This is a genomic window from Microcoleus sp. Pol12B3 (assembly GCF_036701355.1).
Taxonomy (GTDB): domain Bacteria; phylum Cyanobacteriota; class Cyanobacteriia; order Cyanobacteriales; family Microcoleaceae; genus Microcoleus.
This window is the reverse complement of sequence record NZ_JAUBQS010000009.1, coordinates 76,302-98,231: the sequence shown is the minus strand read 5'-3', so window position 1 is coordinate 98,231 and position 21,930 is coordinate 76,302. Positions and strand designations below refer to the sequence as shown.

General features: G+C 47.3%; 17 protein-coding genes and 1 tRNA gene. 7 read left to right on the top strand and 11 right to left on the bottom strand.

Annotation, left to right across the window (positions count from 1 at the left end; translation table 11 throughout):
- Positions 1-68 precede the first annotated feature (68 nt).
- Positions 69-141, bottom strand: a tRNA-Thr gene (locus QUA53_RS06910).
- A gap of 147 nt (positions 142-288) precedes the next feature.
- Positions 289-2,445 (bottom strand): WD40 domain-containing protein, encoded by a 2,157-nt coding sequence (locus QUA53_RS06905; protein WP_333095826.1) that lies wholly within the window; start codon positions 2,443-2,445, stop codon positions 289-291.
- A 366-nt stretch (positions 2,446-2,811) separates the two neighbouring features.
- On the opposite strand from QUA53_RS06905, the gene QUA53_RS06900 reads away from it, so the two are divergent.
- The 5 genes from QUA53_RS06900 (at position 2,812) to QUA53_RS06880 (ending at position 12,315) form a co-directional block, all read left to right on the top strand.
- The gene (locus QUA53_RS06900; protein ID WP_333095825.1) at positions 2,812-3,972 is read left to right on the top strand and encodes a sulfate ABC transporter substrate-binding protein; all 1,161 of its coding nucleotides are present in this window, start codon (positions 2,812-2,814) and stop codon (positions 3,970-3,972) included.
- 89 nt (positions 3,973-4,061) lie between these two features.
- Entirely contained in the window at positions 4,062-4,922 is an 861-nt protein-coding gene (gene cysT / locus QUA53_RS06895) for a sulfate ABC transporter permease subunit CysT (protein ID WP_333095824.1), read from the top strand.
- Complete coding sequence (cysW, locus tag QUA53_RS06890; protein ID WP_333095823.1) at positions 4,912-5,790, top strand: sulfate ABC transporter permease subunit CysW; 879 nt, start codon at positions 4,912-4,914, stop codon at positions 5,788-5,790. The genes cysT and cysW overlap by 11 nt, the downstream gene beginning before the upstream one ends.
- 157 nt (positions 5,791-5,947) lie before the next feature.
- Entirely contained in the window at positions 5,948-6,307 is a 360-nt protein-coding gene (locus tag QUA53_RS06885) for an NIL domain-containing protein (protein WP_333095822.1), read from the top strand.
- Between the two features lie 671 nt (positions 6,308-6,978).
- Positions 6,979-12,315, top strand: coding sequence for a DUF4347 domain-containing protein (locus QUA53_RS06880; RefSeq protein ID WP_333095821.1), 5,337 nt, complete (start codon positions 6,979-6,981; stop codon positions 12,313-12,315).
- Positions 12,316-12,460: 145 nt separating this feature from the next.
- Here the strand turns inward: QUA53_RS06880 and QUA53_RS06875 are convergent, their stop codons facing one another.
- Positions 12,461-12,841 carry a c-type cytochrome gene (locus QUA53_RS06875; RefSeq protein ID WP_333067538.1) on the bottom strand — a complete coding sequence of 127 codons (381 nt, stop codon included), beginning with the start codon at positions 12,839-12,841 and terminating at the stop codon, positions 12,461-12,463.
- 180 nt (positions 12,842-13,021) lie between these two features.
- On the opposite strand from QUA53_RS06875, the gene petG reads away from it, so the two are divergent.
- A complete protein-coding gene (gene petG, locus QUA53_RS06870) occupies positions 13,022-13,141 on the top strand; it encodes a cytochrome b6-f complex subunit V (protein ID WP_015174208.1) in 120 nt (39 codons plus the stop codon).
- A 128-nt stretch (positions 13,142-13,269) separates the two neighbouring features.
- On the opposite strand, the gene QUA53_RS06865 is transcribed toward petG, so the two are convergent.
- The 8 genes from QUA53_RS06865 to QUA53_RS06830 form a co-directional block, all read right to left on the bottom strand.
- The gene (locus tag QUA53_RS06865; RefSeq protein WP_333095820.1) at positions 13,270-14,352 is read right to left on the bottom strand and encodes a glycosyltransferase family 1 protein; all 1,083 of its coding nucleotides are present in this window, start codon (positions 14,350-14,352) and stop codon (positions 13,270-13,272) included.
- A 93-nt stretch (positions 14,353-14,445) separates the two neighbouring features.
- Positions 14,446-15,516 (bottom strand): glycosyltransferase family 1 protein, encoded by a 1,071-nt coding sequence (locus tag QUA53_RS06860; protein ID WP_333095819.1) that lies wholly within the window; start codon positions 15,514-15,516, stop codon positions 14,446-14,448.
- A 14-nt stretch (positions 15,517-15,530) separates the two neighbouring features.
- The gene (locus QUA53_RS06855) at positions 15,531-17,660 is read right to left on the bottom strand and encodes a glycosyltransferase (protein ID WP_333095818.1); all 2,130 of its coding nucleotides are present in this window, start codon (positions 17,658-17,660) and stop codon (positions 15,531-15,533) included.
- Between the two features lie 10 nt (positions 17,661-17,670).
- On the bottom strand, positions 17,671-18,204 hold the full coding sequence (locus QUA53_RS06850; protein ID WP_333095817.1) for a hypothetical protein: 534 nt from the start codon (positions 18,202-18,204) through the stop codon (positions 17,671-17,673).
- A 332-nt stretch (positions 18,205-18,536) separates the two neighbouring features.
- Positions 18,537-19,607 (bottom strand): glucose-1-phosphate thymidylyltransferase, encoded by a 1,071-nt coding sequence (locus QUA53_RS06845; protein WP_333095816.1) that lies wholly within the window; start codon positions 19,605-19,607, stop codon positions 18,537-18,539.
- A gap of 285 nt (positions 19,608-19,892) precedes the next feature.
- Positions 19,893-20,603 (bottom strand): M15 family metallopeptidase, encoded by a 711-nt coding sequence (locus tag QUA53_RS06840; protein ID WP_333095815.1) that lies wholly within the window; start codon positions 20,601-20,603, stop codon positions 19,893-19,895.
- A gap of 129 nt (positions 20,604-20,732) precedes the next feature.
- Positions 20,733-20,849 (bottom strand): DUF433 domain-containing protein, encoded by a 117-nt coding sequence (locus QUA53_RS06835; RefSeq protein WP_333095814.1) that lies wholly within the window; start codon positions 20,847-20,849, stop codon positions 20,733-20,735.
- Between the two features lie 131 nt (positions 20,850-20,980).
- Positions 20,981-21,643 (bottom strand): class I SAM-dependent methyltransferase, encoded by a 663-nt coding sequence (locus tag QUA53_RS06830; protein ID WP_333095813.1) that lies wholly within the window; start codon positions 21,641-21,643, stop codon positions 20,981-20,983.
- A gap of 86 nt (positions 21,644-21,729) precedes the next feature.
- On the opposite strand from QUA53_RS06830, the gene QUA53_RS06825 reads away from it, so the two are divergent.
- Positions 21,730-21,864, top strand: coding sequence for a hypothetical protein (locus tag QUA53_RS06825; protein ID WP_333095812.1), 135 nt, complete (start codon positions 21,730-21,732; stop codon positions 21,862-21,864).
- Positions 21,865-21,930 lie beyond the last annotated feature (66 nt).

Here is a 21,930-nt window from a genome sequence, read left to right as displayed (position 1 = left end):
GGGACACGGCACTGCCGTGTCCCTACTGTATTTAATGCGATATTTAATCCGATTGAAAACTGCTATAAAGCTGGTGACAGGATTTGAACCTGCGACAGGCTGATTACAAATCAGCTACTCTACCAACTGAGTTACACCAGCAGTGAAACTTAATATAGCAAACTTATAGTCATCAGCGCAACCCCCCCAGCCAATTTTTTTTTCAGATTCCCCCAAAAGCTCTCCCCGCAAGGGCGGAACAAAAATGCTCTTCCTCTGAGCAATGCCCGATGCTTTTGGGCCCAGTCACTAATCGCAGCGCCAAATCTTAATCGTCTGATCCGCACTGCCACTGGCTAGCAAATTGCCCGAAGGTGCGATCGCCACCGAGTACACCGTACCCGAATGTCCCTGAAGAGCGCTCAACAACTCCCCCGTCTGCAAATTCCAAATATTAATAGTATTATCATCACAGCCACTAACCAAAGTCAAACCGTCCCCACTGATAGCAACCGAATCGCCTCGACTCACATAATTCTGCAAAATATGCAGCGCCTCATTCGTTCCTAAATTAGTTACACCCTTTCCCTTCGCATAATTAGTATTTAAAATCCGCAACAAACGGCCCGTGTGCAAATTCCGCAGCTTAATCGTATAATCATTGCTGACGCTAGCAAGAATCTGACCGTCTGGGGCGATCGCCACAGAATTCACCCCAACATTCAATCCCGAAAGAGTCCGCAGCAACTTGCCGCTTTCCACATCCCAAACCTTGCTCGTCGCATCCGAACTGCCACTCGCCAATATTTTACCGTCCGGGCTAAAAACCACCGCATTCACATTGTCAGAATGACCCCTCAAAGTCCGCAGCAACTCACCACTCCGCAAATTCCAAAGCTTAATCGTATTATCAGCCCCGCCGCAGCTAGCAATTACCAGGCGCTTCGGATTAATCGCCACCGAATTCACCTCCATAGAATGTCCCGGAAAAGTACACAGCAAATCACCGCTGTGCAAATTCCAAAACTTAATTGTTTCGTCCGAACTGCCACTGACCAACATTTTCCCGTCAGAGCTAATAGCAACCGAATTTACGCGATCGGAATGTCCCGTCAGAGTGCCAATTAATTCCGCCGTTTCTAAATTCCAAATCTTAATAGTTTTATCCCAACTACCGCTAGCCATAATTTTACCGTCAGGGCTAATCGCCAGAGAATTCACAAACGATGAATGTCCAGGCAGCGTATATACACACCGCCATTTCTGATGTTTTAATTTGTGAGCTAATTCCTTCACCCGCTTAGCTGCCGCCTCAGATTCCTCTCTGCGTTTGAGTTCAGCCTCTTCCAAACGCTGGCGTTCCGCCTTAGCTTTCGCCTCTCGCAGCGCCAGCCGCCGCATCTCTCCCTTATAAACTATTCGCTGTTGCTCCTGAATTTCTTTAAGAGTTTCAATATACGGTTGTGCCCAATCTTTAGAAAACCATTCCTGAGCAAATTCCCCCTCTAATTTAAATAACTGAGGTTCGTGAGTAAAATCGATATTTAAATAATACAAATCAGCTAAAAAAGCCGCCAATAACTTGTGAATAGTCACAATTATTTGCCTAATAATCCGCAGACTCAGCTTTTTGTCTTTCCCCTCCGCCTCCAAGTGGTGATAAACTTCTTCCCAATTCCAAGGCTGCATTGCCACTAGAGAAACGCTCTGATTGATGACTCCCCAAAAACCCACATGAAAATTAACTTCATAATCGCTGATATCGCTGTACAGTATAGCTGTCGGTACGGGAGACAACACTGTCTGCAACCGCTCCACATCAATATCAGAAATCGCTTTTTTGAAATAGTCTCCGTAAAACTGAACCGGGCATAAATCTCCATGGGGGGGGTAGTGCTGGTTCAAAAAAGCTCTTAACTTAGCCGGCAGCTCGATATTCAGATTGTGGCGGAACGAATCAGGGCAATCTTGGCTAATTTTTGCGGGAGCAACTAACAGCAGCAATCGGTGCTGCTGCTGCTGCAAAATCTGTTCAGTTTCCTGCCTGCTCAAATTAGAAAACCAGTTGTCCCTGTCCCAAATAGTTTGAATTTCGCTCAGCTTAACTCGAATTGCTTCTGATTGAAACTCCCGCATTAAGTCGCGGCAAAGCCGGCTAATTGCCCGCTTATCTCTTACTTCTTGTGCCTTAATTCGATTAGCCCGTTCTTCCTTTACCCTTTCTTCTGCGCCCGCGAGGGCGATTAATTCTTGTTCTCTTGCCTGCTGACGCTGCAAATATTTCATTTGTGCTTTAATCCAGCGAGGGTCTTTTTTGATTTGCTGGTTTAAAGCTGAAGAACCAGAAGGTTCAATTTCTGCATAGCGTTCGTTGACAGCGCTTGCTCCCAATCTTTCTCCCAATTCAGAGGCTACAGGCTTCAACAGTTCAATTAGGGTGTCTGAGACTGGGCGGGGTAAGGACATACCAGTTAAAACTTTTTCTTAGTTAAGGACGATCGCGCGAGTCAGGCATATCTCGCTGGGGCGGCGACTCTTGGCAGGGCTATTACATTTGGGCGATCGGCCGATGGTAGTCGTAGGGCGTATCGTGCAGCCGCGCAAGTTGACCACCTTAACTCAATTATAGTATTTATACACTTTACATTTTACCCCAAATCTGGATCGAAAGCACCGATGGAAAAGACTTCAGGATATGCGATCGACCCTGAGTTCCTCCAATTCATTTTTTTTGTTGCCTTTTGACTCGCTCTTGTCTATAATCATACTTCACAACCATAATTACGGTATTCCGACCCAATAACCGTACTTTCTCGCTTAGGAACAAATATAATGAGTCCGTGGCAACGCCTAAATCAACACCTTCGCTGGCGACAACAGTCATCAGCCAGCACAAATCAATCATTTACTGCCCTGAAAAGATTTGTGTCCCTATTTTTAGTCGGAATAACATTAAGTCTCGCCGTTGCATCCTGCGGCCAAGGAAGCACCAACAACCCCGCAGCCACTCCAGGCGGTGCTACTCCAGGCGGTGCTAGCCCAGCAGCCAACAAAGGCAACGTAGAATTAACCCTAGTATCCTTCGCCGTCACCAAAGCCGCCCACGAAGCCATAATTCCCAAATTTGTAGAACAGTGGCAAAAAGAAAAGGGTCAAACCGTCACTTTTAACCAAAGCTACGGCGGTTCCGGTTCCCAAACTCGGGCCGTAATTGACGGTTTAGAAGCAGACATCGTACACCTAGCCCTCGCCCTCGATACCGCAAAAATCGAAAAAGCTGGACTCATTGAGCCCGGGTGGGAAAAAGAAGTCCCCAACGAAGGCATAGTCAGCAAATCCGTAGGAGCAATAGTCACCCGCGAAGGCAATCCCAAAAACATCAAAACCTGGGAAGATTTAAGCCAAGACGGAGTAAAAGTGATTACTGCCGATCCTAAAACATCAGGCGTTGCCCGTTGGAATTTCCTCGCACTTTGGGGTTCGGTTGTTAAAACCGGAGGAGACGAAAGCAAAGCATTAGACTTTACTAGCAAAGTCTACAAAAACGTCCCGATTCTGACTAAAGATGCCCGCGAAGCCACTGATGTATTTTTCAAACAAGGGCAAGGCGACGCCTTAATTAACTACGAAAACGAGATTCTTCTGGCAGGTGAGAAAGGCGAAAAACCGACTTATACTATTCCCGAAGTCAATGTTTCGATCGACAATCCGATTGCCATCGTCGATAAAAACGTTGATAAACACGGTACTCGCGAAGTCGCCGAAGCATTTGTCAAGTTTCTCTACACCCCAGAAGCTCAGCGAGAATTTGCCAAAGTAGGCTTCCGCCCAGTAGATGCGACAGTAGCGGCAGAACCAGAATTTGTCAAAAAATATGCCCCCATCAAAACCCTATTTACAGCTCAAGACTTAGGAGGGTGGAAAGATATTCAGCAGAAATTCTTCGATGACGGAGCTGTTTTTGACAAAATCCAAGGTTCAATTAAACAGTAAAAAAACAGAATGCTCAGAGCCCCGACTTCCCGGAAGTTGTCGGGGCTCTAAAAGATTCACTATTCTTGACAACTCAAAACTATTCACTTATGGCTGTATCATCTCCAACCAGCAACCCTGAGTCTCCGCTCGAAAATATCAAAAAGGCGATCGGCAAAATCACATTACCTTGGGGAATCACCCTAGGCTACCTCAGCTTAATGCTATTGCTTCCAGTTGCAGCAATGCTGCTGAAAGCCAGCACAGCAAACCCCGCCGAATTTTGGGCAATTGCCACCAGTCCGATCGCTCTTTCCGCCTACGATGTCACCTTCTTTACGGCTTTAATGGCGGCATTAATTAACGGAGTATTCGGCACATTAATTGCCTGGGTATTAGTCCGCTACGACTTTCCCTTAAAACGGGTTGTCGATGCAGCAGTCGATTTACCTTTTGCACTGCCCACCTCCGTCGCCGGTTTAACCCTCGCCACAGTTTACAGCGATAACGGCTGGATCGGCGGGCTGTTTGCACCCTTGGGAATCAAGATCTCATTTACTCGCTTGGGCGTAGGAATAGCCATGATCTTTATTTCCTTGCCCTTTATCGTGCGGACTGTACAGCCAGTTTTAAACGAGATGGAAAAAGACATCGAAGAAGCAGCTTGGTGCTTGGGTGCTTCTCAATTTCAAACTTTCTGGCGAGTAGTTTTACCCCCGTTATTTCCGTCTATTTTAACCGGAGTTGCCCTCGGATTTTCGCGAGCCGTTGGTGAATATGGCTCTACTGTAATTGTAGCTTCTAACATACCCTTCAAAGATTTAATCGCGCCCGTATTAATTTTTCAAAGATTGGAACAGTACGACTATGCAGGAGCAACAGTTATCGGCACTATCCTGTTAGGTATTTCTCTGGCAATGCTGTTCGCAATTAATCTATTACAAGCATGGAGAAGACGCTATGACGGCTAATATCAATTCACCCGCTGATTACAAATTTCCGCCTGCGGGTTCTAGTCGGAGTCAGGAGAAAGCCTGGGTAAAACCAACTTTAATTGGAATTGCGAGCGGCTATCTTGCTCTCGTCTTATTCATCCCCATGCTCAACGTTTTTTACCAAGCTTTCCGCAAAGGATTTGAACCATTTCTTTCTAACTTAACCTCGCCAGATTTTCTGCATGCAGCCCAACTTACCCTGATAATTTCTCTGATAGTTGTGCCTGTAAATACAGTTTTTGGTTTGTGTGCAGCCTGGGTAATCGGCCGCAATAAATTTCCCGGTCGCACGCTATTAATCAGCATTTTAGACGTGCCGTTTGCCATATCACCCGTAGTTGCAGGTTTAATGATTGTACTGCTTTACGGTCGGGTGGGATGGTTCGGGCCGTGGCTGGAGGGGGCTAATATCAAGGTTATTTTTGCCTTCCCTGGAATGGTACTGGCTACTGCTTTTGTTACCTTGCCTTTTGTGGCCCGCGAAGTAATTCCCGTTTTGGAAGAAGTCGGTACAGATCAAGAAGAGGCAGCTAAAACTTTGGGAGCAAATGACTGGCAAATTTTCTGGAATGTCACCCTTCCCAGTATTCGCTGGGGATTGCTTTACGGAGTAATTTTGACCAATGCTAGAGCAATGGGAGAATTTGGAGCCGTCTCTGTGGTCTCGGGAAATATTGCTAAAAAAACGCAAACTTTGCCTTTGTTTGTAGAGGATGCTTACAAGCAGTATGCGACACAAGCCGCATTTTCAGCGGCGGTAATTCTAGGTTTTTTAGGAGTTATTACCCTTGTGCTTAAGGAGATTTTGGAACGAAAAACTAGCATTAAGGAGGTTGAAGAATAATCATCAGTTATTAGGCTGTAGGCTATATGCAGTTGTTAGTCATTAGTAGGGTGCGTGGCTATCGACAATCAGCTTGGAAGCTCGAAAACCTCGCAGATCCGCACTCTACAAGATATTGGTGCAAAATGTAAACTCAAAGAAACATTAGGAGGCCCAAATGTTAGCTCACAACACTAGCGAATCTGAATTTGAGGCGATCGGCAATTTTCACAGAACCCAAGAATCTGATATCCCCCAATCTGATAGCGGTGACAGCAGACCAACTCAAACCCGCATTCGCATTCGTGTTCCTAAAGAGTACCATCAGGAACCTGTGATCTCTAACTTGATTTCTGAATACGGTTTGACGGTGAATTTTAATGCAGCTTTGTTAGGTGTCAAAACTTTAGATGATGGCTGGTTTGATTTGGAACTTAACGGTACAAGTAAACAGATTGAAAGTGCTCTGCTTTATCTCAATGATTTAGATGTGGAAATCTGGAGCAATTCCAATAATCCCGATGAAGAAACTTGGTAATTAGTGAGTCTTGCACGCACCAACTTGAAATAGTTAATACTCGGTACTGACAGGCAGAATTTTATTTATTCTAGCCTGTTTATTGAGTCTAACAGGCTCCAGGAATGTTAGTCATGAGTCACCATATCTATTCCTGTAAAATTACCGTTATCACGCTTCTAGTTAGGAATGCAAGTCCTCATAAAACTCAGAGGACTTGTATTGCTTACTACCAAGCAATTTGATTGCGGTTGTTAGATTGCACATACATATCATTCAGCAGCCAACCACTACCAAATAATATCAGCTTACAGCTAATAATCGTGATTGATAACTCTTGACTCACAAATATCGATGGTCATCAGTTAACTATTAGATTGACATTTTTTATAAAATCTGGTAATTTCTCCATCTCGGGCAGATCAATAAACAGCGCACAAATCTTCTCCAACATTATTGGAACAGCCGGAACAATATCTCCCTTTAAAACTTCTAAACAATCAAACTAACTCAGTTAGGGCAGGGAAGCATAAAAAAACGTTTTTGTCAATATTCAATTTAGGTGAAAGTTAGGGGCGCTCCTCTTCGAGGGCTTCGCCAACGACTCTCATCTGCAGCAGAAAAGCTCGATCGCTGTTGCGGTTGGTTTGTGATATGAATTTGATGTGTGCGTGTACCAGGAGGATTTGAACGTGGAACTTTATAAAGAACGGAAACACCAGATAGTTTTTGCAGATTCACAAGTTAAAGATTGCGAAAGTTTAACAGAAACGGTCAATCCCGATACAGAAATTGTTATTCTGAAAGCCGATCGCGACGGCATTGAGCAAATCGCCGAAACACTTAAACAGCGGCAAAACATTGCAGCCCTCCACATTTTGTCTCACGGCGCAGCAGCCAGCTTGCAACTGGGAGCAACAGAACTAAATCTCAGCAACATTGAAAGCTACCGCAATTATTTAGAAACATGGTTTGCTTTGCCAACAACTGAGGCAAACTCTAACTCTCCAATTACAGCTAAACCCGAAATTCTGCTTTACGGTTGCAACGTCGCCGCCACAGAAGCCGGTGTGGCTTTCGTGGAAAGGCTGAGCCAGCTCACGGGTGCAAATATTGCCGCTTCCGATAACTTGACCGGCAGTGCGGCACTGGGTGGAGACTGGGAACTCGAAGTAACTACGGGAAACATTGAAACACCTTTGGCTTTTTCTGCGGAGGCGAGGGAAGCTTACAGTGCAGTTTTAGTCGCCACATTTGGCGAACTGCGCGATAAGATTCTGGTGGCAAATGTTTTGACCGACACCGACACGATTGCCATCACTGGCGACATCACCTTCGCCCCCGGAGAAGTTCTGCCCAGAATTACTAACCCCATCACGTTGACCGGTGGCGGTTTCACCCTAAATCTCAACACTAACCGGGGCTTCTCTGTAGACAGCGGTGCTGCTGTCAGCATTTCTAACCTGACAATTGCCAACGGTAGCGCTGTGGGTGGTGCCGGTACAGCCGGCGGTGGCGGTGGGGCCGGCATGGGAGGCGCACTATTTATCAACAACGGAGCTGTCACAGTTAACAGCGTGACCTTTACTGCCAACACCGCTACAGGAGGCGCTGGGGCAGCAGCGGTAGCCCCAGCGGGTGCTGGTGGCAGCGCTGATTTTGGCACCCTCTTCGGTGGCACTGCTGGCTTCAACTTCACAACTGCGGGCGGTCCTGGTGCTGCTGGTACTGCTACTGCACCCAACGCTGGCAGTGGTGGCGCTGGCGTTAACAATACTTTTGGAGCGGGCGTTCCCGGCGGCCAAGGCGGTCCGGGCGGTCCCGGTGGCATCACTACCTTCGCAGGCGGTACTGGCGGCGCAGGCGGCGCAGGCGGTAGCGGTGCGGTAGGCGTCCTCGGCGGTGGGGGCGGTGCTGGCGGTGATGGCGGTGCTGGCGGTACTGGAGTTGTTGGCAACGGCGCTGGCGGGGCTGGGGGTGCAGGCGGTGCTGGTGGCTTTGGTGGCGGTGGCGGCGCAGGCGGTTTTGGTGGTACTGCTACTGCCCCTGCTGCGGTCGGTGCGATCGGCAACGGCGGTGTCGGCGGCTTCGGTGGCGGAGGCGGCAGCGGTACCGCAGGCGGAGCCAGCACGCCTCTCGGAGCTTTTACCCCGGGCGGCGCCGGCAGCGCAGCCGGTGGCGGCGGCGGTGCTGGTTTGGGAGGCGCAATTTTTGTTAATGCTGGCAGTTTGACCCTGAACAACAGCACTTTGTTCAACAACACAGCAACGGGAGGCGCGGCTGGCGGTGCGGGGGCGACACCGGGACAGGCTGCGGGGGCCGCGATTTTTGTCAACAACGGCGCTATAGCAACTCTGACTAACAACACCATTACTAGCAATAGTGCTGGTACAGATCCTGCTGTTGCCAACGGCGGGGGGATTGCGACGAATGGCGGTACTGTGAATGTCCTAAATTCGATCGTCGCAGGCAATCTTGGCGGCGCAAGTCCCGACGTGTTCGGGGCATTCGCTGCCACCAGTATCAACAATTTGATCGGGAATCTTGCTGGCAGCACTGGCTTCGCAGCCACCCAGCAACTGACCGTTCCTCTAGCAAATGTCATCGCCCCTACCCCAGGATTGAACCAGGCTACAGGCGTTCCCCTGACTTATGCTTTGGCTGACAGCACTGGGATTCCCAATCCGGCGATCGATACTGGGGATGCCACGGCTGCGGCTGCTGCTGGCGCGACTGACCAGCGGGGTGCTGGCTTTCCTCGGACGATCGGCGCTAGTGTTGATATCGGTGCTTATGAATACGGCCCGATCGTCACAGGGGTTAAATTCAACGACCTTAACGGGGATAGCCTGCAAGGTGCCGCGGCGACTGAACCAGGTCTTCCCGGCTGGGTGATTTCTGTAGGCACGAAGAGCGCTACTACCGCAGCCGACGGCACTTACATCCTCCGCGACGTAAAAACAGATACTCCGATTACAGAAGCCGCGCCCGCTGGAACGCCTGAGAATGCTTGGGTGCAGACCCTCGGCCCGACTCCGGCAAATACGGGTATTGTTAATGTCACCGGTGCCAACTTCGGCAACTTCCAACGGACATCGATCGCGGGCAAAACCTACACCGATCTCGCGGGCAACGGCTTCACGCCCGATGACACCGTATTAAACGGCGTCACGGTCAACCTCTACAAAGACACCAACGCCAACGGTACGCTAGAAGTCGGCACAGATACTGTTGTCGGCACTGCACAAACCACTGCAGGAGCCGGAGATTACACATTTGCTGATATCGGCCCCGGCAATTACCTGATACAAGCCACGGCCCCAGCCAACTCCAGCATCTCTTTCCCCGCTGCCGCAATTCTCGTTAGCGCCCAAAGCGGTACTCCCGTCACCGCCCAAAACTTCGGCGTTTTCCAAAACATCACCGTCAGCGGCACCAAATTCACCGACCTCACAGGCAACGGCTTCTCTGCTGATGACACGCCGCTCAACGGCACCACCGTTCGCTTGTTCAAAGATACTAACAATAACAGCACTTTAGATACAGGCGACGCGGAAATCGCGTCTCAAGTTACAGGCACCGCACCTGCGGCTGCTGGCACTTATAGCTTTGCCAACGTCGGCTCCGGTAGGCACTTTGTGAGAGAAGACGTACCGACTGGTTTCTCACAAACCGCAGGCCCGACTTTTTATCCAATTAACCCAGTCAGTGGCACAAACATTACGGCTCAAGACTTCGGCAACTTCCAGTTGGGCAAAATCAGCGGGATTAAATTTAACGATCTCAACAAAAATGGCATCCAAGAAGCGCCAGCAGAAGAACCCCTAGGAGGCTGGACAATCTACCTGGATGCCAACAACAACGGCGTCCAAGACGCAGTAGCCGCCGAAACAGGCACTAACGCCGCCGTCACCGATGTCGCCGGTAACTACCAGTTCACCAACTTGCCAGCCGGCACTTATACAGTGCGGGAAGTGCCACAAACAGGCTGGACGCAAACTGTACCCCCGGTCAATGCAGCTACGCCTACTCTTCCCGGCGCGTTTACGATCGCCGTCACCAGTGGCACAGACTCCCAAAACAACAATTTCGGCAACTTCAAGCCCAACTCGATAAGTGGTCTGAAGTTCAATGACCTCAACAACAACCGGGTACAAGATACCGGGGAACTAGGGCTTGCCAATTGGCAATTCTTCCTAGATACCAACGATAACGGCACTCTCGACACCGGGGAACCGAACACCCTCACCGATGCCACAGGCAACTACAAATTCCTCGATTTGTCAGCAGGAACCTACAAGGTGCGGGAAGTGTTGCAGCCTACTTGGACGCAAACTACCCCCGACCCGGATGACATCACTGTCACCAGCGGTCAAGACATCGCTAATATCAACTTTGGCAACTTCCAGTCGAGCACAATCAGCGGTCAAAAATTCAATGACCTCAACAACAACGGCGTTAAGGATGCCGGAGAATTGGGGCTGGGTAACTGGCAAATATTCCTCGACAGTATCAATCCCGATGGCATCTTTCAGCAGGGCGAACCGACTACCATCACTGATGCAGCGGGCAACTACACTCTCCGAGATATACCCGCAGGTACTTACCAGGTAAGGGAAGTCCAGCAAAACGGCTGGACGCAGACGACCCCTAACCCCGCCCCCGTTACGGTTAATCCCTCCGATAACATCACGGGCATTGACTTCGGCAACTTCCTGCCCCAACCCGGAGCGATCCAAGGTCTGAAGTTCCAAGACACCAACAACAATGGCACTCAGGATGCTGGAGAACCGGGTTTACCCAACTTCCAAATTCAGTTAACCAATGTTGTAGCTGGAACTGCTCCTGCTCCTGTTACTACTACCACAGACAACAGTGGTAACTACCTGTTCGCAAACCTAACGCCGGGAACCTACCGTGTCCGGGAAGTCAACCAAACTGGGTTTACCCAAAGCACACCCCAACCCGCCGACATCACCCTAACTTCGGGCGCTATTGTCACTGGCATCAACTTCGGGAACTTCCCAGCGCCGACGCCGACTCCGCCGACGCCGACTCCGACCCCGCCACCACTACCACCTGTACCGACGCCGACACCTGCACCTGCACCGGCGCCGACACCTGCACCTGCACCGGCGCCGACACCTGCACCTGTACCGACGCCGACACCGACGCCTGCACCTGTACCGACGCCGACACCGACGCCTGCACCTGTACCGACGCCGACTCCTGCACCTGTACCGACAGATTTGGTTTGCCCTGAGAACTTCCCCAGAATCGCTACTCCCAATGAACCCGGCACTTCTTCAGCGGGTAATGTGATCAATGGTCCTAACGGCGACGATACGATCGTGGGTAGTGCCGGCAGTGACTCTATCTTCGGATTGGGCGGCAACGATTTGATCTTTGGCCGAGGGGGCGGTGACTACATTAATGGCAATACGGCCAACGATACTGTCTACGGAGGCATCGATAGCGATACTCTCTTCGGTGGCAAAGGGTTTGACCTGATTTTTGGCGATCGCGGTAACGATACGATTTATGGCAATCGTGGCAATGACTCTCTTTCTGGCGACGAAGGCAATGACTTATTGTACGGGGGCAAAGCCGAGGACGTAATTTTGGGAGGCGCTGGCGACGATGTGCTATTTGGCGATCAAGGCAATGACACTCTCTGCGGCGGCGAGGGTAACAATACCTTAATTGGCGGCAGCGGCGATGATTTGCTCTTTGCTGACACCGGCGATAACTTGCTCTTTGGCGGCATTGGCAGCGATACCTTCGTCGGTGGCAGTGGCAGCAATGGCTTTGTCTTGTCAGCGGGCGGAGGAATTGACACCATTATCAACTTCACCGCAGGAGTTGATTCGATCGGGTTGCTCGGAGGCTTGGACTTCAATCAACTGTCATTGACCGAAACTAATGGCTCGACGGCGATCGGAATCGCCAACAGCGACCAGATTTTGGCTATAGTGACGGGCGTACAGCCGAGCCAGTTATCGGCTCAGAGTTTTAGCTTGCTGGTTTAGTCTGCAGATAAAACTCGGCAGTTGCAACAGATCCTACACTTGCCTGTCGGCCCACCAGAGACGGACTAACTGAAAGCAGAGCCTCGAAACCCATGCTTCGAGGCTTTGCCAAAGAAGGGGAACGAATTCCGTTCCCCTTCTTTGGTCAAATTTGTTCGAGATATTTCAGCAAGTCGGCCATTTCTTGCGGACTCGGCTGAAACTGCGGCATTGGTGGGGTTTGCCCGCTGGTGACTTGCCGGATCAGATCGAATTCGGATTTGCGCTCGGACACTCCGTGCAAGTTGGGCCCGACTTGACTGTCTGAAACGGATATGTGACAGCCCGCACAGTTCATTTGAAAGATGGCAGAACCCTGAAACGGGTTGCCCGTGAGGGATAGTACGCTTTTGACGTAAGGATCGGCGACTTGAAACTGACGAATTGCGATCGTTGCCAAGATGATGGCAAGCAACACCGCTACCCCAAATATGGCTAGTCGCTCGATCGGGTTTTTAATTTCATTCCTGGCAAGTTGGTTATTCAAAGGAGTGCTATTAAAAATAGTATCTACAAGAAAATTTATTTCTCATAACATAGCTTAATCGTTCGCAGCGGGGAGAGCAAGATCTCATACTCCCGGAAGGGCGTTTTTTGGAAAATTCATCTGTGTAAGTGCTGGTAATATTAAAAATAGGTTGTTAAATCTTAACGTTAAGGAGATCTCATGGTAGAACCGCTGCTTTCAGGTATTGTTCTGGGCCTAATCTTTGTTACTCTGTCGGGGCTGTTTTTTGCTGCTTATCAGCAGTACAAGCGCGGCGATCAGTTGGGTATCAATAAGTAAAAGGGGCTACAGTCCCTCACTCAGGCTGTCAGGGGGAGGGGGAATTGGGAATTGGGCATGGGGCATGGGGCATTAATCTACCTACTGACTTCTTCCTTCTTCCCTCTTCCTTCTTCCTTCTTCCCTCGTTAAAGATATCGATCGAGAATAGCAGCAGTTTCCAGACCTGTTTTTTCCCAGCTAAATTGTTTTGCTCTGGCTAAACCGAGCTCCCGCAAGTGCGCTCGAACTTTGGCATCGACTGCAAGCTGGTGCATAGCAGAGGCAATTTCTTCGACGCTGTAGGGGTTTACTAATAATGCTGCACCCCCAGCCACTTCGGGCATTGAAGACAGGTTAGAAGTGATTACAGGAGTGCCGCAGGCCATGGCTTCGAGCACGGGGAGTCCGAATCCTTCCCAAAGACTGGGGAAAACCAGGGCGATCGCTTGGTTGATGACTTTGGGCAAGTCGGCTGCGGGGAGGTAATCTAGGAATTTTACTCGATCGACCAACCCCAATTCTTGAACTTGCGCCTTCAGCAATGGCGTATAGCGTTTGTCTTCCGAACCTGCTATCCACAATTCGTACTCGGAATTCTGCTGCAAAGCAGCAAACGCTGTTACCACTCGCTGCACATTTTTATATGGATTGTGGCGCCCGATATAAAGAAAATAATTGCTTGTTGGTAAGTCTAGAAAACGAAAAAAACTGGTATCGTATCCGGGGAAAATTGGCGTAATTAAATTAGTAGGAATATTGCAAAAATTAGTGATATCTTTGGCAGTTGATTCAGAGTCGCAAATGACGTGTTGAGCCTGTCGCAGCACTTGGGGAATGTAGTAGCGGTGATAAGGTGTCAGAGGATCGAAGCGGCGGGGAAATCGCAGCGCTATTAAGTCATGTACTGTAATTATATAGCGGCAACCTGCAAATAAAGGAGCTTCGGGAATTGGCGAAAATAACAGGTTAGATTTTAGCTGCTTGTAAATTTTGGGAAGTTGAGTTTGTGTCCACAGCAATCGGTTGATGTGTCCTTTGGTTCCTTGTTCTGGTGTGAGATTGGCGGGAATTTGGTAGCAGTTACTATTGGGAAAATTTTCGGCTGTTAGTAATGTTGGATTGAGGGGTTTTAGATGGGGAAATAGGTTTTTGGCGTAGATCGCTAAGCCAGTTGGTTTGGAAATTAGGAAAGAAAGGTTGATCAGTAAGTTAGATTGGGAATTGGGCATGGGATAATATGTAGATTGCGGTTTTTTGGTGGGAGTTTTTTTAACCGCAGACGGCGCAGAGGACGCAGAGAGGAGAAAGGAAGAGAGGGATATTTAAAGATATTGCTGTAAGATGTTGGCGGTTGCTTTTCCGGTTTTATTCCAGCTAAATTGAGATGATCTGGCTAAACTAGCAGTTTTTAAGTTCGATCGCACTTTTGAATCTGTGGCTACTGTTTGCATGGCTTCGGCTATTTCTCCGACGCTGTAAGGATTGACTAATAATGCCGCATCTCCGGCTACTTCTGGCATCGATGATAGGTTGGATGTGATGACTGGTGTGCCGCAAGCCATTGCTTCTAAAATTGGTAAGCCGAATCCTTCCCACAGTGTAGGGAAAACTAGGGCGATCGCCTGATTCATCAGTACGGGCAATTGAGAATAGGGAACGTAACCGAGAAATTTTACCAAAGATTGTAAACCTAATTGTTCAACTTGTGCTGTCAACTGCGGCGTGTAGGCATTGGGAGGCCCTGCTAGCCACAATTCGCAATTTGCGCGATCGGGCAAACTCGCAAATGCAGCAATTAATCTTTCTAAGTTTTTGTAAGGATCGTGTCTGCCCGTATAAAGAAAATAATTTTTGGCGGGCAAGTCGAGATATCTAAAATTAATATTATCGCAAGCTAGGGGAATTGCGGTCATATTTTTAGGCGGAATTTGGTAAAAATTAGCAACATCTGCCGCCGTTGCTTGAGAATCGCAAATAATGTGTTCTGCTTGCCCCAAAACCTGCGGTATGTAGTAGCGGAAATAAGCTGTTAAACGAGAAAACCGTCGGGGAAATCGCAAAGGAATTAAATCGTGAACTGTGACGATGTAGCGGCAGCCGGAATACAAAGGTGCTTCAGGAATTGGGGAAAACATGAGGGTGGACTGCAATTTTTTGTAAATTTTAGGTAACTCAAACTGAGTCCACAGCAGCCTGTTAATTTGTCCTTTAGGGCCGCGATTCGGTGTCAGAGTGTCGGGGATTTGATAGCAAGTATAATTTTCAAGTTGCTGGGAAGCGAGTAATGTTGGTTCTAGCTGTTGCAGTTGCGGGAAAAGATTAGCGGCGTAAGTCCCGATTCCCGTTGGTTCGGGTGTTAAGAATGATAAATTGATTAAAAGTGGGTTAGACACGCTTGAATTAGCCTTTAAGTTCGATCGAGCATTTGAGCTATATCGGCAGGATTTGGCAGCCGAATTGTAGCATACTCTTGGTGAATAATCTCAAAAAAACTATTGACTTTTTTATCGAAATGTGCAAGTCTAAACTTCTGACTGCGTTGCTGTGCGCCAGCTTGAAGTTCTGCTAGCAAATCGGGATTAACAATTAGTTGATGTGAATGCTGGCAAAGTTCCTCAACGGTATTGAACAAAAAGCCCGATCGCCCATGTTCGACAATTTCCGGTTGGCCGCCACCGTTGAAAACAATCGGAGCACAACTATTTTGCATTGCTTCTACAGTCGCCATACCGAAATGTTCAAATCTTTGAGGATTGACTTCACCCAAACCGCAGGCGTGCCAAAATATACTCGCTCTAGCATAAAGCGATTTTACCTCATCAAAGTCAGCATTGACTTTTAGCTCGATCGCCCTTGAATCTTGCTTCAATAAATTCTGAACAGTCTTTAAATAAGGATTTTTCGGAATGCTGCTGCCCACTAAAATTAGTCGCCATCCTTGAAGTTCTTTGGGATAATCTGCTAGCAAACAGCGGAAAGCTTTAATTAGTTCAATTTGTTTTTTTGTTCCCCCAGCTTCAAACTGTCCCACAGCCAAAATTATTTTTTCTTTCGGAACTTTAACTGTTGCCATTTCCACGGGCGGATAAAGCAGAAAAGTTGGCTGTATGTTCCAGCGTTTCTCCAACCACTTAACAGTAAATTGACTGTTGGCAATAATGAAAGTGTAGTCATCGACAGCAAAGTGACGGTTGCGGAAGGTATTGGGAAAGTGGCAGAAAAATATTGAGATTGGCGACAGTGGCTTAACTTTTTCCAGTTGGTTCGCGTTGATAAAAATATCGTAGTTTTTGCTTTCTCTGGCAATTTCATCAAAGGGATTTTCCATATCTTCCACGATGATGCTGGAATCGATGCACTGCATTCCGCGTTTCTCGTAAAACGCCAAGGGCATAATTTTAATTTTGCACCCTGAAAGGTTAAGTCCGTACCACGATTCTAAGTCGGAAACAGCAACTGGTTTGTTGGCGATAAAAGTAATGTCAAATTCATTTTGTAGCAGCGAGGCGATGGTCGCGACGTATTTTTGACCGCCACCAATAAAATGCAGCCCGTGATCGTAAATGGCGATCGACATTTTGCGATCGCCCCGAACCACCTGCAATCGAGACAAAATGCGATCGATCTTCATCCGACTGTAAATCACCGCCAACTTTTCCGACAACTGTGGCAATACAGTTTCAATGATTTCTGGTTTCTGATAATCCAGCAGCTTTTTAATCGCTACAAATAAACTCTCAAACAGCAAATCGTACTGCTTGTTAGTAAAAAAATCAGAAGTATGAATTCCTTTGACTAATTGCAACGGTTCATGTTTTGCCAAATACAAAAACCGATTCCGGTTGCAGAAATACTCGGTAAGTTTGCTTCCTTTACTCGAACCCCTATATTCGTGATGGGCGATAGCTGCGGGACTATAAAGCATTTTCCAACCGCGTTTGTGGCAGCGTTTGGCAAACTCTACATCCTCAAAATACATGACAAAATCTTCATCTATCGATCCCACATCTTCGAGACATTCTCTGCGAAAAAGCACAGCCGCCCAACAAAGCCCTTCGACTTCCCGTTCTGTATCGTACTGTCCCGAATCTTTTTCGCCAAAACCGACATCTTTCCAATAAAAATTAGGCAATTGCTGAATGCCAGCGCTGTTAATCTGCCCGTCTTTAAACAGCAATTTGCCGCTAGTCGCACCTACTTCTTTATTAGTTTCTAGCCGTTTTACAAGAATCTCTAACCAGCGACTGTCTAGGGTAGCATCGTTATTTAGAAAGCCGATATATCCTCCTTTTGCCGCGCTGATGCCGAGGTTGAGGGCTTTAGCAAAGTTGTTGGCGGAGTTGACAAAAATCCGAACTTTTGGAAATAGTTCGCGCAGGGAAGTAACGGAATCGTCTTGAGAGCAATTATCAATTACAATTAAATCTAGTTGCTGTTCGGGATACGCAAGTTTTTGTAGAGATTTTAAGCAATCTTTCGTGTGGCGCAGACCGTTATAGTTGACTATAATTAACGAGCATATGGGCAGTGTTGTCATCTTTGATGCTTTATTGTTGTCGATCGAGCAATTCAGCCGTAATCTTCTCTAAAATAGCAGTATGTTGCTGCTGCACTTCTTTAATTTGCTCTATTTCCGACTGAAAAGCTGCGATCGCTCTTTGTTGAGTCTCAAGCTGTGCTGTAACTTCGGGAGATGCGCTGCTGAAGTCGGATTGAATTTTTTTCTCTATAGTTTGCTGATTTTCTTGCAATTTTTGCAATTGAATGCTCAGTGTTTGAACTACGCGGGTATTAGCGAAATTGTAAATAACTTGGCGTTCTAGTACGGGTCTGAGCAATTTTCGGACTATTTTTCTAACGGCTATGACTGCGGAACCGAGTCGCCTTTGGTAAGAGGTAATGGGGATGTTATAAATGTCGAAACCTGCTTTTAAAAGGGCGATGTCTTCGTCATCTTCATTTTGGGCGATCGCACTATTTTCGGTTCCCAACAGAGACTGCTCAGCAATACCAATTCGCGGCTCCAAAGTTTGTCGCAATTTATGTATTATCTGTTGAGTTGGTATTTCTTCGTACTGCAAACTTTCCTCTCCTTTAGATAACTTACTATGACTTATTATGGAACAGGCATCTTTGCTGTTGCAATCATTATAACTAATTGTGAACAGGCAGCTTTGCTGTGTGAATAATTGTGGAACAGGCAAGATGCGTGTTCCAGGGCGGGCAGGATGCCCAACCCTACTCCCCACAAGAAAATTCATCTCTTGTTACATCAAGATTATTGCTTCCGATATTGGCAATATCTGAATTTAAGCTATAGCCATCCTAAATCATTTGTGAATTTCTTAATCCCTCCCCTTACCAAGGGGAGGGTTGGGGTGGGGTAAAAAGTTTACGGCTTCTGCAAGGATTGCTATAACTCAATTTGACTGTCATCACCAATCATAAACCGCAGAGCTTTTGGACGAGCCGGCGCATTTGTGAGTTGAGCTCGTTGCCCGATCACGCTGTCAACAATTCGCTGGTGAATGCCAACTATTTTCGCCCCTTGCAATATTACACTGTGTTCGATATCGGCATCAATCATCGTCACGCGATCGGCAATACTGCTGTAAGGCCCGATAAAGCAATTTTCAATGCGGCAATTTTCCCCAATTACCACTGGCCCGCGAACTGTAGAATTAATAATTTCCGTTCCTTCCCCTATTTGCACTCGCCCGATAATTTGACTTTTCGCATCTACTGTTAATTCAGTTGAAGCTACTATACGGCTATCTAAAATGATTTGGTTTGCACTCAGCAAATCGTCTTTTTTCCCCGTATCCAGCCACCAACCTTCTAAATTGCAGGCTTCTACGTGTTTTTCCTGATTGATGAGCTGTTGAATGGCATCGGTAATTTCGAGTTCGCCCCGGGGCGAAGGTTGAATTTGATCTATCGCTTCATGAATACTAGGAGCAAAAAAATAAATTCCCACCAGTGCTAAATTTGACGGCGGAACTTTGGGTTTTTCTACTAACTGCAAAACTCTTCCGGTCTCATCAACTTTTGCCACACCGAAAGCAGAGGGATTGGGAACGGGACGCAGCATAATCAGAGCGTCGAGTTTCTGCTTGTTAAAAATCTCTAAAAACGGATCTAACTGATTCTGAATTAAGTTATCTCCTAAATACATAATAAACGGAGAATCGCCCAAAAATGGTCTGGCAACTTTCACTGCATGAGCGAGTCCCGCCGGCTCTGCTTGCAAGATATAAGTAATTTTGGCACCGAAGCGAGATCCATCTCCTGTTTTCGTCTTCACCTCTTCCCCGGTTTCGGGACTAATAATAATCCCAATATCCGTAATCCCAGCCGCCACAATTCCTTCAATTCCGTACCACAGTATCGGCTTATTTGCTACAGGAACCAACTGCTTAGCACCCGTATAGGTGAGGGGACGCAAGCGTGTTCCTTTACCGCCAGAGAGGATGAGTGCTTTCATTTGGTGAACTCTGAGTTATCCTTTAGGGTTTGCGGTGCTGGCAAATATTGCCTGCACTTGTTCGCTCTCGTTGATTTTAAACTACCGCTACCCCGCTGGCAATAGTTGTCGTGTCTTATGATACAAATGATTTATGCCGATCGAGCTTTTATAGTCCTGGACGCATAGAGTGTCAGCAACTTGGTTTCTTGCCGAATAAAACACCTAAAAGCTGAGGTTTTTTGTCAATAAACGTGGTTTTTCAACGTTGCGAGTGCGCCAGTCCAGATTTAATTGCGTACCATTTTAATAGCGGCCGTATCGGGCAATCAATTGACTACCACTATTGTTTTGATTTGTCAACCAAGCCCACATCTGATCGCCCAGACAAAAATGCCACCATTCGTTAGGATGTTGCTGAAAACCCGCAGCTATCATCGCATTTTTCAAGATTTGCCTGTGACGGTGATATTGCTCTTCTTGTGGTTGATTGCTGTTAGCAAAATAATCGGGATAAGAACGTTCTGATATTTCATCAATCGGAGAACCCATATCAATTTGCAGATTATTTTCACCGACTAATGCTATATCTAAAGCAGCACCTGTACTGTGAGGAGGAGGCGTCGCGCGATCCAGGCTCGGTACTGCCCAAAATTGATAGACGTGTTCTATAATCACTTGGCGTTTGTCTTCCGAAACCGGAAATTCACACCCTTGAGCTAGGGCAATTTGATTGAAAGTATAATCCACCATAAATTGCTGGACTTCGACCGGCCGATAAGCATCAAATATCAGAATTTTCCACTTGGGATGATTTTGTTGTAACTGGGTTTGAGCGGCGATTAAACTATCTACAACTCCTTGCCGCAAATAGTAAGGCGAATCTGCTTTGCTGTTGTGATAAGGAGCCCCCAACTTTTGATAAGGGTGCGGGATTTCAAAGGCAAATTGTTCTGGTGGAATGGGGACTAAAGGTTCGCCACATTCGTCGATAGCTATTTGCTGGTATGGTTTCATATCAAGGTTTTACCCTACTTTATGATTGCGGGTGAACTACAATACTCAGTATATGCTTTTCACTTGAGTCCGTCGCGCTGCAAATAGCAAAACAGCTAGAATATCCTCATTTTTATTGTCATCTATAATTTATGTAACATTCATACCAGAAATGAGTAATTCAATAATTAACTTTAGTGGATATCGGAGACCGCGAATACAATGTTTTACGTGAGCGATATTTGGAGCGAATGTGATGCGCTGCAAAAGCTGGTTTTCTATATTTTAGGATAAAATATTAAATATATCCTAACCTAAAAAACATAAATTTCGAGCGGTTGGTAGTAAGGGCTTTAGTGCTTTCAATCTCCATCTAAAGTCCTTACTGCTAAAAAAAATTAACTTTGGCGGTAAGCAACTACCGCATAAAACGGGTCGCCACTTCCTATTCGCAGCATTTGCATAAAACTCGGCAAGTTAGGCTTGCGAACTATTACTTCCGGCTTGCTAAATCCGGGTATATTCGCTCCTTTGACAGAATTAAAGTAACTCTTGACTAATTCTACCCGATCGCCCTCGGAACCTTCCCGCCATGCCGCGATCGCCTTTTGATAAAACATCCGGTTGGAAAAACTCATAATTGCTACGCCACCCGGCTTCAAAATCCGGTGAATCTCGGCAAAAATCGCATCCGGGTGCTGCAAATACTGTACCGAAACACAGTTGACAACGGCGTCAAACTCTGCATCCGGCAGCGGCAATTTGGGATTTGCGTTCAAATTCTGCACGAAATAATGATTCAGTCTGCGATTTTTTGCCAACTCTTCTTCATTCATGCCGTGCCCTTCAACATGGGCAAATTCCATCTCGTCGGGCAAGTGAGAAACCCAACTGCTCATCATATCAAAAATCCGAGTATTCGGTTTCAGCCGTTCCCGATATAAATCGGTTAGTTGCTGGATGAATCCATCGTCTACGTGAGTCACAAACCGGGGAGCGGAATAGAACAAATTGTCGTCGCTGTCGTCTAACTTGGTGCGTTGGTCGGCTGGAAGCAACATAAATTATGATCTGGAAGTAGATTTACCCTTTCTAGTTTAAGAAAAATTAAGAAATGTAAACACACCTCGCAGGGCGGACATCCGGCTTGCAGGGTGATGCTCAGAGTGCGATCGATAATCGCATGGAAAGCTACATATCCTCCGCAGCCCCACAGTCTGCAAGTGTACTAAAAAGCAGTGGCAGTCTCGACGATCGAACGATCGAGCATCCCATCAGTTAAGCTTGAATTTTTTAGTCGGTTTCAACCAAATTCAGCTTTTAGTCTGGGACTTAAGTCCCAGGGGGA